This is a genomic window from Streptomyces sp. NPDC000404, from assembly GCF_040300365.1.
Classification (GTDB): domain Bacteria; phylum Actinomycetota; class Actinomycetes; order Streptomycetales; family Streptomycetaceae; genus Streptomyces; species Streptomyces ramulosus.
In genome coordinates, this window is record NZ_JBEPDN010000009.1 from 211,064 (window position 1) to 226,067 (window position 15,004).

Genomic DNA, 15,004 nt, shown 5'->3' on the forward strand with positions numbered 1-15,004 from the left:
CTTCCGCTCCTTCATCCCCGAGGGGAGTGCGCCATCAACGCAGCACCCACGAGCAGCGCCCCGGCCCGGCCGGACGCCCCTGCCGTAGAACTCCGCGGAATCACCAAACGGTTCCCGGGCGTCGTCGCCAACCACGACATCCACCTCACCGTCCGCCGCGGCACCGTCCACGCCCTCTGCGGCGAGAACGGCGCCGGCAAGTCCACCCTGATGAAGATCCTCTACGGCATGCAGAAGCCGGACGAGGGCACCATCGCGCTGGACGGCACCGAGACCGCGCTGAACACCCCGGGCGACGCCATCGCCCACGGCATCGGCATGGTCCACCAGCACTTCATGCTCGCCGACAACCTCACCGTCCTGGAGAACACCGTCCTGGGCGCCGAGAAGCTGCACGGCATCGGCGGGCGCGCCCGCACCAGGATCATGGAGATCTCCGACGCGTACGGCCTCGCCATCCGGCCCGACGTCCTCGTCGAGGACCTCGGCGTCGCCGACCGCCAGCGCGTGGAGATCCTCAAGGTCCTCTACCGCGGCGCCCGCACCCTCATCCTCGACGAGCCGACCGCGGTCCTCGTCCCGCAGGAGGTCGACGCGCTCTTCGCCAACCTGCGGGAGCTGAAGTCCGAGGGCCTGACCGTCATCTTCATCTCGCACAAGCTGGGCGAGGTGCTGTCGGTCGCCGACGACATCACCGTCATCCGCCGCGGCACGACCGTCGCCTCCGTCGCACCGGACGACACCACGCCCAAGCAGCTCGCCGAGCTGATGGTCGGCAGCGAACTGCCGTCGCCCGAGACCCGCGAGTCGACCGTCACGGACGAACCGATGCTCCAGGTCGAGGGGTTGCACCTGTCGGCCACCGACTCCGACGGCGTGGTCCGCACCGTCCTCGACGGCATCGGCCTCACCATCCACAAGGGCGAAGTCCTCGGCGTCGCCGGGGTGGAGGGCAACGGCCAGGCCGAACTGGTCGAGGCGATCATGGGGACCCGCACCCCCGACCGCGGCACCGTCACCCTCGACGGCGCCGACCTGTCGGGCACCTCCACCCGCCGCCGCCGCGAGGGCGGCATCGGCTACGTCCCCGAGGACCGCCACCGCCACGGCCTGCTCCTCGAAGCGCCGCTGTGGGAGAACCGCATCCTCGGCCACGTCACCGAACGCCCCAACAGCAAGGGCAAGCTCCTCGACCCGGCCGGTGCCCGCAAGGACACCGCACGGATCGTCGAGGAGTACGACGTGCGCACCCCCGGCATCGAGGTCACCGCCGCCTCGCTCTCCGGCGGCAACCAGCAGAAGCTGATCGTCGGCCGCGAGATGAGCCACCACCCCAAGCTGTTGATCGCCGCGCACCCCACCCGAGGGGTCGATGTCGGCGCGCAGGCGCAGATCTGGGAGCAGATCCGCACGGCCCGCCGCGAGGGCCTGGCCGTGCTGCTGATCTCCGCCGACCTGGACGAGCTGATCGGCCTGTCCGACACCCTGCGGGTGATGTACCGCGGCCGGCTGGTCGCGGACGCGGATCCCGCCGTGATCACCCCGGAGGAGTTGGGCTCCGCCATGACCGGTGCCGCCAGCGGCCACCTCACCGCGGACGGGGACGCCGACACCGGCCGTCCCGCGTCCGCCGAGACCGAGCCGAACGGCGGTGACCAGGCATGACCGTCGCCAAACTGCCCGCGCCCGGCGGTGCGCGCAGCGCCACCCGCGACAAGGTGATCCTCGCCCTCGCCGCGCCGCTGCTCGCCGTCGTCGCCGCGATAGTGATCAGCTCGCTGGTCTTCCTGGCGTCCGGCGAGAACCCGCTCCGCGCGTACGGGATCATGGCCGATTACGGCCACTACAGCGACAGCCAGGTCTGGATCGTCAACAAGGCGGTCCCGTACTACCTGTCGGCGCTCGCGGTCGCCATCGGCTTCCGGATGAACCTCTTCAACATCGGCGTCGACGGCCAGTACCGCCTCGCGGCGTTCGCCGCCGCGGCGGTCGGCGGTTCGCTGGTGCTGCCCGGCGCGCTCCAGATCGTGCTGCTCATCGTCGTCGCGATGCTGGTCGGCGCGGTCTGGTCCGGGATCGCCGGACTGCTGAAGACCACCCGCGGGGTCAGCGAGGTGATCACCACGATCATGCTGAACTCCATCGCGGCGTCGGTCATCGGCTACTTCCTCCAGGACGGCCGTCTCGCGATCAAGGACGGCAACCTCCTGCACACCAAGTTCCTGCCGGAGTCCAGCCACTTCTTCTCCTTCCCGACCCACCCCAAGCCGGTCTACGGCTTCGTGGTGATCGCGGTGATCGCCGGAGCGCTCTACTGGTTCCTGCTCTCCCGCACCCGCTTCGGCTTCGACCTGCGGGCCGTCGGCGCCTCCGAACCGGCCGCCGAGGCCAGCGGCGTCAGCGTCAAGCGGATGGTCGTCATCTCGATGCTGCTCTCCGGCGCCGCCGCCGGTCTGGTCGGCATGCCCACCCTGCTCGGCGAGTCCTTCCAGTACGGCACCGACTTCCCCGCGGGCATCGGCTTCACCGGCATCGCCATCGCCCTGCTCGGCCGCAACCACCCGGTCGGCATGGCCTTCGGCGCGCTCCTGTGGGCCTTCCTCGACCGCACCGGCTCCCGCCTGGAGTTCGAGGGCTACGCCCAGGAGATCGTCGGCGTCATCCAGGGCGTCATCGTCCTCTGCGTCGTCATCGCGTACGAACTGGTGCGCCGCTACGGCCTGCGGCTCCAGCAGCGCAAGGTCGGCGAGGAACTGGCGGCAGCGGCCCGTACGACGGGTGAGGCGACCGGCAACAACGACAAGTCGGAGGTGTCGGCGTGAGCGCGGACCTCAAGCCCGCGGCGCAGCCCGCCGCGGCCACCGCGAAGGGCGGGCGGCGCAGGCTGACCTACCCCTGGATCCTGCTGATCCTCGCGGTCGCCCTGCTCGCCGTCGCCGGGCTGCGGGCCCTGACCGGCACCGCGGACCTCACCTCCACCGGCCAGTTCGGCGCCGCGCTCTCCGCCGCCGTGCCGATCGGCCTGGCCGGTCTGGGCGGCCTCTGGTCCGAGCGGGCCGGCGTGGTCAACATCGGCCTCGAAGGCATGATGATGCTCGGCTCGTTCGCCGCCGGCTGGATCGGCTGGCAGCACGGGCCGTGGGCGGCGGCCGCCGCGGGCATCGTCGGCGGCGCGCTCGGCGGGCTGGTCCACGCGGTCGCGACGGTCACCTTCGGCGTCGACCACATCGTCTCCGGCGTCGCCATCAACATCCTCGCGCTGGGCGCCACCCAGTACCTCGCCACCCTCTGGTTCGGCCAGGAGGGCAGCGCGGCGCAGGCGGCGGGCGGCAACGACAAGCAGTCGCCGCCGATGCCGGACATGCCGACGTTCACCGTCCCGGGCCTGTCGGACTGGCTGAACTCCATCGAGGCGCACCACTGGTTCTTCGTCTCCGACCTCGCCGGCATCCTCGGCGCGGCCGTCACCAACGTCTCCTGGCTCACCCTCGGCACCGTCGGCCTCTTCGTCGCCACCTTCTACCTGCTGTGGCGCTCGTCGTTCGGCCTGCGGTTGCGCTCGTGCGGTGAGGCGCCGCTGTCGGCGGAGTCGCTGGGCGTCAACGTCTACGCGTACAAGTACGCGGCGGTGCTGGTCTCCGGTGCGCTCGCCGGGCTCGGCGGCGCGTTCCTCTCCATCGGCGTGCACTTCTACCAGGACGGCCAGACCGGCGGCCGCGGCTACATCGGCCTCGCCACCATGATCTTCGGCAACTGGCGGCCCGGCGGTGTCGCGATGGGCGCCGGACTCTTCGGCTTCATGGACGCGATGCAGCTGCGCAGCGGCGGCCCGACCGTCCACGCCCTGCTGCTCGGCCTCGCCGCGCTGCTCGCCGTCCTCGCCCTGCTGCGGCTGCGCGCCGCCAAGCGGGCCCAGGCAGCGGTGTCCGCCGTCGTCGCCGTGGCGCTGGTGGTCTGGTACGCCGTCGCCGATACGGTGCCGCTGGAGCTGGTCGAGGCCAGCCCGTACATCGCCACCCTGCTGGTGCTCGCGCTCTTCTCGCAGCGGCTGCGGCCGCCGAAGGCGGGGGGCCGGCCCTACCGCCGAGGACAGGGCGCATGACCTCACAGGAGCCGGTCGACTGGACCGCTCTGCGCGCGCGGGCCCGGGACGCGATGTCCCGGGCCTACGCCCCGTACTCCGGGTATCCCGTAGGGGCCGCGGCGCTCGTCGACGACGGGCGGACGGTCACCGGCTGCAACGTCGAGAACGCCTCGTACGGCCTCGGGCTGTGCGCCGAATGCGGCCTGGTCTCGGCGCTGTTCGCCACCGGCGGCGGTCGCCTCACGGCGTTCACCTGCGCGGACGCGGCGGGCGAGGTGCTGATCCCGTGCGGGCGCTGCCGTCAGCTGCTGTACGAGCACGGCGGCCCCGAGCTGCTGGTCGACACCGCGTCCGGCATCCGTCCGCTCGCCGAACTGCTGCCGGATCCGTTCGGGCCGCAACACCTGGCCGGCTGAGGGCGGTTGACGCGCCGAGCCGCCTCGGGGGTACGTGCCCGGGGCGGCTCCGGGCTTTCTCCGGGGATTTTCCGGGACGGGCCGGGGGTGTTTCCGGGCTTTCTCCGGGACGGGCCGGGGGCGCCCCGGAGCGTGCGCGCGGGGCGCCTGCGCCGGTGGTCCCACGGCGCCCGGGGCCGTACGCGCCGGGTGCTTCCGTGCCGCTCCCGCGGGACCGGCCCGTGCGCCGCACCGGCGCACGCCGCCCGGGGTGGCGTTCCGCGCCGTCCGCCCTCGCTCCGGCCGTTCTATGCGTGTAGAAAAAGGGATAACCGTTCGAAAGGAAGTCTCCATGGACGTCATCTCCGTCATCCGCACCAAGCGGGACCGCGGTGAGCTGACCGCCGATCAGATCGACTGGGTCATCGGCGCCTACACCCGCGGCGAGGTCGCCCACGAGCAGATGTCGGCGCTGGCCATGGCGATCTTCCTCAACGGCATGAACCGCACGGAGATCGCCCGCTGGACCGCCGCGATGATCAACTCCGGTGAGCGGATGGACTTTTCCTCGCTGACCCGCCCCACCGCCGACAAGCACTCCACCGGCGGCGTCGGCGACAAGATCACCCTGCCGCTCGCCCCGCTGGTCGCCGCCTGCGGCGCCGCCGTCCCGCAGCTCTCCGGCCGCGGTCTGGGCCACACCGGCGGCACCCTGGACAAGCTGGAGGCCATCCCCGGCTGGCGCGCCCAGCTCAGCAACCCCGAGATGCTGGACGTGCTGCGCGACGTCGGCTCCGTCATCTGCGCCGCCGGCGACGGGCTCGCCCCCGCCGACAAGAAGCTCTACGCGCTGCGCGACGTCACCGGCACCGTCGAGGCGATCCCGCTCATCGCCTCCTCGATCATGTCCAAGAAGATCGCCGAGGGCACCGGCTCCCTCGTCCTGGACGTCAAGGTCGGCTCCGGCGCGTTCATGAAGAACCTCGACGACGCCCGCGAACTCGCCGCCACCATGGTCGAGCTGGGCACCGACCACGGCGTGCGCACCACCGCCCTGCTCACCGACATGGCCACCCCGCTCGGCCTCACCGCGGGCAACGCCCTGGAGGTCCGCGAGTCCGTCGAGGTGCTGGCCGGCGGCGGTCCCCGCGACGTCGTCGACCTCACCCTCGCGCTCGCCCGCGAGATGCTGGACGCGGCCGGGCTGCCCGACGCCGACCCGGCCAAGGCGCTCGCCGACGGCTCCGCCATGGACCACTGGCGCCGCATGATCATCGCCCAGGGCGGCGACCCGGACGCGCCGCTGCCCGTCGCCCACGAGCAGCACACCGTCACCGCCACCTCCACCGGCATCCTCACCGAGCTGGACGCCTACGCCGTCGGGCTCGCCGCCTGGCGGCTCGGCGCGGGCCGGGCCCGCAAGGAGGACCCGGTGCAGGCCGGCGCCGGCGTCGAAATCCACGCCAAGCCGGGCGACTTCGTCGCCGCCGGCCAGCCGCTGCTGACCCTGCACACCGACACCCCCGAGAAGCTCCCCTACGCCCTCGAAGCCCTCGACGACCAGGTCGTCGTCGGCCCGGCGGACACGACCTTCGCGGCCACGCCGGTCGTGCTGGAGCGGATCGGCTGAGCCGGTACGGGGGCGGCGGGCCCGTGGCGGTCGGCTCCGTGCCGCAGCGGACCCGCCGGGCCCCGGCCACGCCCAGCCGGGCGGGACGGCGGCGTGCCCCGGAACTGCGTGGGCCGGGTGTGCGTGGGCCGGGCCTGTGCGCCCGGGGCCTGCGTGCCCCGGACCTGCACGGGCCGGACCTGCGCGCTCTGGGCCTGCGTGCCCGGGCCTGCGTGGGCCGAACTTGCGCGCCCCGGACCCGCACGGGCCCAGCCGCACCGGGCCGTCCCGGCGCCCGCCGCCCCCGTCAGCAGTGCACCCGCGGCGGCAGCCCGCGCGCGTCCGCCGGCCGGTCCCGGTACGCCTCGGCGACGAACTCCAGGAACGCCCGCACATCGCCCGCACCGGACGAGACGCCCAGCGACACCCGCACCGCGCCGCCGAACGGCAGCCCCAGCGCCCGTACGTAGTCGTCGACCGTGCCCGTCGTGCGGTGGCTCGCCGCCGCCAGCGCGGCGCGGGGTATGCCGAAGGCGGTCTCGCCCGCGCCCGGGTTGCAGAAGCAGCCCGTACGGAGCGAGATGCCACGGGCGGCGGCGTCCCGGGCGACGGCCCGCTCGTCGAGGACCGCGCCGTCCGGGGTGAGCAGATGCAGCGCGACCGTGCCGCCCCGCATCCGGGTGCCCTCCGGTCCGTACACCCGCGCCATGGGGGCGCCGTTGCCGTGGCGCAGCGCCCGCAGCCCGTCGAGGAGGCGGGCGGTGAGCGCCGTGACGTGCGCGTGGACCGCGTCGATGCCGACGGCGTCGAGCCACTCCAGGCCCGTGGCGACGTCCGGGATGCTGAGGTAGTTGAGCGTGCCGTCCTCGAAGGCGCTCTCGTCGTCGGTCATCCGGTGCCAGCCGCCCTGGGCGCTGGCGACCTGGACCGTGCCGCCGGAGAACCACGGCCGCCGCAGCGCCGCCAGCGCCTCCCGCCGGGCGACGAGCGCGCCGAGCCCGGTCGGATAGCCGAAGACCTTGTACCAGCTGAGCGCCACGAAGTCGGGGCGCACCCGGCTCAGGTCGAGGCGGTTGGTCGGCAGATGCGCGGCGGCGTCCACCAGCACCCGCCAGCCGCGCTCGCGCGCCCGCCCGATCCAGTCGAGCGGATGCCGCACCCCGGTGAAGTTGCTCTGCGCCGGATAGGCCAGCAGCCGGGGCGCGCCGCCCGCGTCCGCCTCGCCGAGCGCGCGGTCCACCTCCGCGTCGGATATCCGCAACTCCCGCCCGGAGAACGGTATGTACGCGACGGACGCGCCGCCCGCGGCGGCGAACGACCGCAGCCCGACGACGGAGTTGTGGTTGTCCAGCGTCAGCGCCAGCCGCCCGCCGGGGGCGAACGGGAACGCCTCGCCGACCAGGCGGCAGGCGCCGGTGGCGTTGGCGGTGAAGACGACGGTGTACTCCGCCGGATCGGCCCGCAGATACCGCAGCACCCTCGCGCGGGTCCGCTCGATCAGCGCGGTGGAGGCGGCGGAGGCGGGGCTGCCGGAGTGCGGATTACCGAAGCAGCCGGCCGATATCCGCTCGGCGTGGGCGCGCAGACTGCTGCGGGCCGGGAGACCGGCGCCCGCATGGTCGAGATAGACGTGACCCTGCTCGTCGAGGTAGCCGAATTCGGTGGCGCGCAGCGCGTCGATGCCCTGCGCGGGGGGTGCGGGAGTGGTAGCTGCGTCGGACATGGTCTCTCTTCGAGGGGAAAGTGGGGGAAGGGACGCGACCACGCGGTTCCGCGGGGCGTCCGTCTCTCAACGTACGCCCCGTGATGGCTCAAACACCCTACGTAGAGGGCGGATTAAGGGGATTCCCGGAGGGATTTAGGGGTTTTGTTCGAACGGCCCAGACGTGCCGGAGCCCGTCTCCCGGGCCGGGGAGCGCGTCCGCCCGGCGCGACCCGCCCGGCCCCCTCCGCCTCGCCGGTGGCGCCGGAACGTATCGGATGACCTGGGGTTTCCCGTTCGGGTGACGATGATTCGTGGACGGGGTGCCGATCGGCTGGGCGTGCTGGGGTCGGTGACATGCCTGTAGAGAAGACCGCCATGAGCGCACTCACCGTCGACCGCGCTCCGGACCATGACCGCGAGTGGGACGGCCTCGTCCGCATCTGGGAGCAGACGAAGGCGCCGGTGGGCTGCAAGGTGGAGATCATCGAGGGGATCGTCACCGTGTCACGCCCGCCGGACGGCCCCCACTGCCTCATCGTGGAAAAGATTCATCGCCGGCTGTGCGCCGCGCTCTCCGACGAGTGGGGGATCTACCGGACTCTCGGCACGGAGATCCCGTTCCGCAACGGGCTCTACGTCCCGGATCTGGCAGTGGTTCCGGACGCCGTCGTCCGCGGCGAGCAAGGGCGCCGCATCCCGGCATCCGCCGCCGAGCTGATGGTCGAGGTCACCTCGAAATGCAACGCGAGCCACGACCGGATCGCGAAGGCCGCCGGGTACGCCCGTGCCGGTGTTCCGCTCTACCTCCTCGTCGACCGGTGGGCCCCCGGCGGGCCCACCATCACGCTCTACGGGGAGCCGGCAGGAGACGTCTACCGCGTACTCCAGGCCGTGAAGTTCGGCGACGGGCTGGCCCTTCCGGCACCTATCGACCTTCTGCTGGACACGGGAATCTTCCCCACCGGCTGACCACCCCAAGACGAAGGGCCCGCCCCACCAGGACAGGTGGTGGGGCGGGCCCTCCGGGTTCGGGGGTGGTTACGCGGTCTTCTGAAGCCGCAGCAGCCGTTGTTCGGCGAGGGCCTTGCGGGTGGCGTAGAGGGTGATCGCGGCGGCGGCGACCATCGCCAGCAGGCCGAGGACGACGGTGCCGTCCCAGCCCGCCGCGTGGAAGGCGATCGCGCCGAGCGCGCCGCCGACGCTGCTGCCCGCGTAGTACGCGCACTGGTACAGCGCGGACGCCTGGGCGCGGGCCGACTTGGCGGCGCGGCTGACCGAGGAGGAGGCGACCGCGTGTCCGGCGAAGAACCCGGCGGTGATCAGGATCAGCCCGGCCAGTACGCCGGCGACCGCGTCGGAGAGGGTCAGCAGCAGCCCGGCCGTCGTCGTCCCGACCGCGAGGTAGAGCGCACCGCGGCGCCCCATCCGGCCGACCAGCTTGCCCGCCGCCGCGGACGACACCGTGCCGACCAGATACACCAGGAAGATCGAACCGACGACGCCCTGCGGCAGGTTGAAGGGCTCGGAGACCAGGCGGTAGCCGATCACCGTGTAGACCGCGCCGAAGACCGTCATGAACAGCGCGCCGATGCCGTACAGCCGCCGCAGCAGCGGGTCGGCGAGGTGGCCGCCGAGGGTGCGGGCGAGGGCGCGCGGGCCGACCGCGCGGGGGGCGAAGTGCCGGGCGCGGGGCACCAGCACCCGGAAGACCACCGCGCACACCACGGCCATCAGGCCGACCGCGGCGAGCGCCGCCCGCCAGCCCCATGCCTGCGCGACCCAGCCGGTGACGATCCGGCCGGACATCCCGCCGATGCTGTTGCCCGCCACGAACAGGCCGATCGCGCCGACCAGCGCCCGGGGGCGGACCTCCTCCGCGAGGAACGCCATCGCCGACGCGGGCAGCCCCGCCAGCGCCACGCCCTGGGCGACGCGGAGCGCGATCAGCCAGCCCAGCGAGGGCGCGAACGGCACGAGCAGGGCGAGCAGCGCGGCGACGGTCAGCGAGGCGGTCATCATCGTGCGGCGGCCGAAGCGTTCGGAGACCGCGCTGAGCGGGATCACCGCGAGCGCGAGGCCGAAGGTGGCGCCGGAGACCGTCCAGCTCGCCTGGTCCGGCGAGACGTGCAGGGACGCGGAGATCGCGGGGAGCAGCGCCTGCGTCGAGTACAGCAGCGCGAAGGTCGCGAGCCCCGCGGCGAAGAGGGCGAAGCTCATCCGGCGGTAGCCGGGGCCGCCCGGGTGCAGCTTGGCCGCGTCGGGGTCGACGGCGGCGGCCGCGGAGGAGGAGTCGGGGGACGGCAGGGGAGAGGCGACCGCACGGGTGGTGGCGGTCGCCCCGGTATCAGCGGGAGGCATGGTGTGAACGTAGGCCGTGCGTGTTTTATGCGTCCAATGCATGGAAACGCCATAATCGATGTGGTGACGTATGACAGCAGCTCAGCGCGGGCTGTGTCACCGCTTCGCAACAGAAAAGACATGCGGGACGGGCAGCGGAAGGACACCGGACGATGGCGAAGGAGCGGGCACGGGGGCGGAGCGGGGGAGCGGGCGCCGGCGCGGGCCGGACGTCCGGGGCGGCGCATCCGTCCGCCGGGCGGCGGTCCCCGGGGCGTCCGTCCGGCGGGGGTCCCCGGCCCGCCGCCACCCCGGCGACCGGCACGCCCGGCGCCTCCCGCGTCCCCGCCGAGGCGTCCGACGGCGTCGACATCGGCGACGGCTCGTGGGCGCTCGCCCTCGCCCCCCGTCTCGCGCAGTTCACCGCGGTCGCCCGGTACGAGCACGTCACCCGCGCCGCGCAGGAGCTGGGCATGCCGCAGCCGACGCTGAGCCGGGCGCTGGTGCGGCTGGAGGACGAGTTGGGCGTCGCCCTCTTCGCCCGGCACGGCCGCACCCTCTCGCTCACCCCGGCGGGCCGCGCCTTCCGCGCCCAGGCGGAGAAGGCGCTCGCCGATCTGGACCGCGCCACCGAGGACGTCCGCGCCGACGCCGATCCCGCCGCCGGGAAGGTCGCCTTCGGCTTCCTCCACACCCTCGGCTCCGAGACCGTCCCCGGACTGCTGCGGACCTTCCGCGCCGACCATCCCCGGGTCCGCTTCCAGCTCGTCCAGAACCACGGCGAGGCGATGATCGAGCGGCTGCGCGTGGGCGACCTCGACCTGTGCCTGACCTCGCCGGTGCCCGACTACCCCGACCTCGTCGCCCGCCGCCTCGACGAGCAGAAGCTGCGCCTCGTCGTCCCCGACGACCATCCGCTCGCGGTCCGCAAGCGCATCCGGCTGGCCGAGGCGGCGAACGAACTCTTCGTCACCCTGGAGCCGGGCTACGGGCTGCGCCGGATCACCGACGCGCTCTGTGCCGAGGCGGGGTTCGCGCCGCGGATCGCCTTCGAGGGCGAGGAGGCGGAGACGCTGCGCGGGCTGGTCGCCGCGGGGCTCGGCGTGGCGCTGCTGCCGCCGCCCGCGGTGCCCCGGCCCGGCGTCGCCGAACTGACCGTCACCGCGCCCCGGGCGGTCCGCGAGATCGGCGTGGCCTGGCTCGACGGCCACCCGGACACCCCGCCGGTCGCCGCCTTCAAGAAGTTCCTGCTGAGCCGCCGGGGGCTGCTGCTGCGGTGACCCGCCGACTCTCCCGCGTGCGAAGGAGAGCCGGACCGGGCGCTACCGCCGCAGCGACGCCCCGAACCCGGCGGCCAGCGGCATCCGCAGGCCCAGCGGCGGCGGCGCGGCCATCGCGTCCTGCACCGGACGGGCGAAGTCCTGGGCGAAGAGCGCGCCGAGCAGGAAGTCGACGGCGAGCGCGTGGACCTCGGAGCGGTGCTGGAGCAGCGCATGGCCGTCGGAGTGCACCTCGAACCGGCAGGTGTCCCGGTTGATCTTCTTGGCGCGCTCGGCGTAGCGGTACGACAGCTCGGGGTCGGTGCGGCGGTCGTTCGTCCCGTGGACCAACAGGACGTGCCGGCCGACGAGTTGCTTGACGGGATCGGCCGCGTGCCGGGCCGGGCCGTCCGCGGACGCCTGCGGGCCGGACGCCGCCGCGCCCCCCGGCCCGGCGTCGTCCGCCGCCTCCGGGCGGCCGCCGTCCGCGCCCGGCTCCGGGAACCACGGCGCCAGCCCCAGCACCGCGCCGACGGCCGGATGGCCCGCCGCGTGCAGCGCCGCCCGTGCGCCCATGCCCGCGCCGACCAGGCAGACGGGCACATCGCCGTAGCGGCGCACCACCTCCGCCACCGCCCAGGCGGCGTCCCGCGCCGGATCCGCCGCGCCGCCGTTCCAGCCCCGGCGGCGGTAGCGCACCACATGGGCGGTCAGCCCCTCGGCGCGCCCCGCGCGGGCCAGCCGTCCGGCGAGCGGCCGGACCGCGAGCGCCGGCAGCGGCGACGGGCGCCCGGTGCCGCCCGGGGAGCCGTCCGGCAGTAACAGCGCCACCCCGCTCACCGAACGCCCGGACCGGCCCGCGCCGCCTCGCCGCAGCGTGGCGCGGGCCCCTTCGTCACCGGACGCTCCCAGCGGTTTTCCCAGCCGGGCGTCGCGCTCCGGCAGTGCTTGCTGAGCCATGACGGAAACGATGGCAGATCGTGGCAAGGGGGCCACCCCGCAGACGGGTCACCGTTACGTATCGGTCGATGAGTTCTACGCGCGTAGGCGCTACAGTGCCGCAATGACGAGCGAGACCACCACCCTCCCGACCAGTGACCAGATCCGGCGCGCACCGAAGGTGCTGCTCCACGATCACCTCGACGGCGGACTGCGCCCCGCCACCGTCGTCGACCTCGCCCGCGCCGGCGGCTACGCCGGACTGCCCGAGACCGACCCGGAGAAGCTCGGCGTCTGGTTCCGCGAGGCGGCCGACTCCGGTTCGCTGGAGCGCTATCTGGAGACCTTCGCGCACACCTGCGCCGTCATGCAGACCCGCGAGGCGCTGATCCGGGTCGCCGCCGAATGCGCCGAGGACCTGGCCGCCGACGGCGTCGTCTACGCCGAGATCCGCTACGCCCCCGAGCAGCACCTGGAGGGCGGGCTGAGCCTCGAAGAGGTCGTCGAGGCGGTCAACGAGGGCTTCCGCGAGGGCGAGCGGCGGGCCCGCGCCGCAGGCAACCGCATCCGCGTCGGCGCGCTGCTCACCGCGATGCGGCACGCCGCCCGCGCCCTGGAGATCGCCGAACTCGCCAACCGCTACCGCGACCTGGGCGTCGTCGGCTTCGACATCGCGGGCGCCGAGGCGGGCTACCCGCCCACCCGCCACCTCGACGCCTTCGAGTACCTCAAGCGCGAGAACAACCACTTCACCATCCACGCGGGCGAGGCGTTCGGCCTGCCGTCGATCTGGCAGGCGCTCCAGTGGTGCGGCGCCGACCGGCTCGGCCACGGCGTGCGGATCATCGACGACATCCAGGTCGGCGACGACGGCACCATCACCCTCGGCCGGCTCGCCTCGTACGTCCGCGACAAGCGCATCCCGCTGGAGATGTGCCCCAGCTCCAACCTCCAGACCGGCGCCGCCCCCTCGTACGCGGAGCACCCGATCGGGCTGCTGCGGCGGCTGCAGTTCCGGCTCACCGTCAACACCGACAACCGGCTGATGAGCGGCACCACCATGTCCCGGGAGTTCGAGCACCTGGTGCGGACGTTCCGCTACACCCTCGACGACATGCAGTGGTTCACGGTCAATGCGATGAAATCAGCATTCATTCCTTTCGATGAACGTCTTGCCATGATCAACGACGTCATCAAGCCGGGCTACGCGGAGCTGCGCGCGGAATGGCTCTTCCCGAAGGCGGCCCCAACTACCGCCTGACGCACGGCTCCTGAGGCGGTGTGAACCGCCCGGCGGGGGAGCGCACGGGACGGCCGGTGCGGTGCGCACCGGCCGTTTTCCCGTGCCCGCGGATGTTTGCGGCACCCCGGGGCGCTCACTACGTTGCGGTGCCGGTCGACTCCCCATCACGAGGACGTAATTGCGATGAAGCAGGCAACCATCAAGACGCTCGGCACCGCCCTTCTCGGCGTGGCCTTCGCCGCCACCGCCACGGGCTCCGCGTCCGCGATCGACGTCGGTCAGCTCGGCGGCACGCTCAACAAACTGCCCGTGAAGCAGGCGGCCAAGACCGTCTCCGGCGTCTCCAAGGACGCCCACGCGGCCACCGGCGACATCAAGGCCACGCCCAACGCCAAGGGCAACCGCCTCCTGGGCGGCCTGCCCACCAACGCCCTCGGCAAGGTGCTGGGCGGCTGATCCGGCACCGCCGCCCGTGCCCCGGTCCGACACCCCCGTCCGGACCGGGGCACCGCCGTGCCGGGGCCCGTACGGCGCACGTCACCAGGCGGAGGCGGCGCCCTCCGACTCGGACGGCAGCAGCAGCCACAGCGCCAGGTAGACGAGGAACTGGGGACCGGGGAGCAGACAGGAGACGACGAAGATCACGCGCATCGTCGTCGGCGTCGTACCGAAGCGACGGGCCAGGCCCGCGCAGACTCCGGCGATCATGCGGTTGTTGCGAGGGCGGACCAGTGCGGCGGCCATGAGGGCTACTCCTTCTCGGGCGGTGCGGAGCGGTTGCCCCGACACCTCAAAGGTAGGGACGCGACGCGGAGAGGACATCAGCCTTCGGAAGGGGGCCGACCCTGGTGATTTTCGGGGTCGCACCCCTGAGATCCTCCGCCCGGCGGCGGAGCCGCGCCCGCGCCCTGGGGACGACGGCGAGATGCGCCAGGGCCACCCCCAGGACGTTCAGCAGTAGCGTGTCGATGTCCGCCACCCGGCCCGGCACGGAACTCGCCAGCGCCTGAAGGACCAGCGCCAGCAGCCCGCCCGCACCCACCGTACGCAGCAGGGAGAGCACCGGGGAAACGTTCAGGCGCCCGCCGGCGAGCGGCAGCAGCACGCCCAGCGGCGCCAGCATCAGCAGCGGGACCCCGATGCCGCACACCGCCGCCCACGGGCCGCGGGCCAGCGCCGCGCCGATCGTCGCCAGCGGTTCGAGATTGGCCTCCGGGACCCAGGGCACCGCCCGCGGCCACAGCATCAGACGGCCGACGATCAGCAGATGCACCACGAGGAGAATCCGTCCGGTGGCGCGCATACGGAAGGTGGCGAAAACGCCGGGGCCAAGCTGCACACAGCCCAGGACGCCGCGAACGGCGGCCGCGGTTCCGCCCGCATCCACCCGAGTCGGGCAAGGCGGCCGGAATCCCGCGCGGCGCCGCGCCACA

14 protein-coding genes are annotated in these 15,004 nt (G+C 73.4%); 9 read left to right on the forward strand and 5 right to left on the reverse strand.

Features of this window, described 5'->3' with window-relative positions; translation table 11 throughout:
- Positions 1–33: 33 nt before the first annotated feature.
- The 5 genes from ABT345_RS19345 to ABT345_RS19365 all read left to right on the forward strand — a co-directional run bounded on the left by ABT345_RS19345 (position 34) and on the right by ABT345_RS19365 (position 6,109).
- The gene (locus ABT345_RS19345) at positions 34–1,665 is read left to right on the forward strand and encodes an ABC transporter ATP-binding protein (protein WP_345090093.1); all 1,632 of its coding nucleotides are present in this window, start codon (positions 34–36) and stop codon (positions 1,663–1,665) included.
- A complete protein-coding gene (locus ABT345_RS19350) occupies positions 1,662–2,822 on the forward strand; it encodes an ABC transporter permease (protein WP_345090053.1) in 1,161 nt (386 codons plus the stop codon). The genes ABT345_RS19345 and ABT345_RS19350 overlap by 4 nt, the downstream gene beginning before the upstream one ends.
- On the forward strand, positions 2,819–4,102 hold the full coding sequence (locus ABT345_RS19355) for an ABC transporter permease (RefSeq protein WP_345090050.1): 1,284 nt from the start codon (positions 2,819–2,821) through the stop codon (positions 4,100–4,102). The genes ABT345_RS19350 and ABT345_RS19355 overlap by 4 nt, the downstream gene beginning before the upstream one ends.
- Entirely contained in the window at positions 4,099–4,500 is a 402-nt protein-coding gene (locus tag ABT345_RS19360) for a cytidine deaminase (protein ID WP_345090047.1), read from the forward strand. The genes ABT345_RS19355 and ABT345_RS19360 overlap by 4 nt, the downstream gene beginning before the upstream one ends.
- 331 nt (positions 4,501–4,831) lie before the next feature.
- Positions 4,832–6,109: a thymidine phosphorylase gene (locus tag ABT345_RS19365; protein ID WP_345090043.1), complete on the forward strand. Its 1,278-nt coding sequence runs from the start codon at positions 4,832–4,834 to the stop codon at positions 6,107–6,109.
- A gap of 286 nt (positions 6,110–6,395) precedes the next feature.
- Here ABT345_RS19365 and ABT345_RS19370 read toward each other — a convergent pair whose 3' ends face one another.
- On the reverse strand, positions 6,396–7,811 hold the full coding sequence (locus ABT345_RS19370; protein ID WP_345090040.1) for an aminotransferase class V-fold PLP-dependent enzyme: 1,416 nt from the start codon (positions 7,809–7,811) through the stop codon (positions 6,396–6,398).
- A 357-nt stretch (positions 7,812–8,168) separates the two neighbouring features.
- Between ABT345_RS19370 and ABT345_RS19375 the strand changes: the two genes are divergently transcribed.
- Positions 8,169–8,762: a Uma2 family endonuclease gene (locus tag ABT345_RS19375; RefSeq protein ID WP_345090037.1), complete on the forward strand. Its 594-nt coding sequence runs from the start codon at positions 8,169–8,171 to the stop codon at positions 8,760–8,762.
- 69 nt (positions 8,763–8,831) lie between these two features.
- Here the strand turns inward: ABT345_RS19375 and ABT345_RS19380 are convergent, their stop codons facing one another.
- Positions 8,832–10,151 (reverse strand): MFS transporter, encoded by a 1,320-nt coding sequence (locus ABT345_RS19380; protein ID WP_345090034.1) that lies wholly within the window; start codon positions 10,149–10,151, stop codon positions 8,832–8,834.
- 152 nt (positions 10,152–10,303) lie between these two features.
- Between ABT345_RS19380 and ABT345_RS19385 the strand changes: the two genes are divergently transcribed.
- A complete protein-coding gene (locus ABT345_RS19385) occupies positions 10,304–11,410 on the forward strand; it encodes a LysR family transcriptional regulator (protein WP_345090031.1) in 1,107 nt (368 codons plus the stop codon).
- A 42-nt stretch (positions 11,411–11,452) separates the two neighbouring features.
- Here ABT345_RS19385 and ABT345_RS19390 read toward each other — a convergent pair whose 3' ends face one another.
- Positions 11,453–12,349 carry an alpha/beta hydrolase family protein gene (locus ABT345_RS19390; protein ID WP_345090028.1) on the reverse strand — a complete coding sequence of 299 codons (897 nt, stop codon included), beginning with the start codon at positions 12,347–12,349 and terminating at the stop codon, positions 11,453–11,455.
- 103 nt (positions 12,350–12,452) lie between these two features.
- Between ABT345_RS19390 and ABT345_RS19395 the strand changes: the two genes are divergently transcribed.
- On the forward strand, positions 12,453–13,589 hold the full coding sequence (locus ABT345_RS19395; protein ID WP_345090025.1) for an adenosine deaminase: 1,137 nt from the start codon (positions 12,453–12,455) through the stop codon (positions 13,587–13,589).
- 165 nt (positions 13,590–13,754) lie between these two features.
- The gene (locus ABT345_RS19400; RefSeq protein WP_345090022.1) at positions 13,755–14,027 is read left to right on the forward strand and encodes a hypothetical protein; all 273 of its coding nucleotides are present in this window, start codon (positions 13,755–13,757) and stop codon (positions 14,025–14,027) included.
- A gap of 81 nt (positions 14,028–14,108) precedes the next feature.
- Here ABT345_RS19400 and ABT345_RS19405 read toward each other — a convergent pair whose 3' ends face one another.
- Both ABT345_RS19405 and ABT345_RS19410 read right to left on the reverse strand, forming a co-directional pair.
- The gene (locus ABT345_RS19405) at positions 14,109–14,315 is read right to left on the reverse strand and encodes a PspC domain-containing protein (RefSeq protein WP_345090019.1); all 207 of its coding nucleotides are present in this window, start codon (positions 14,313–14,315) and stop codon (positions 14,109–14,111) included.
- Positions 14,316–14,361: 46 nt separating this feature from the next.
- Entirely contained in the window at positions 14,362–14,874 is a 513-nt protein-coding gene (locus ABT345_RS19410; protein WP_345090090.1) for a VanZ family protein, read from the reverse strand.
- Positions 14,875–15,004: the final 130 nt, after the last annotated feature.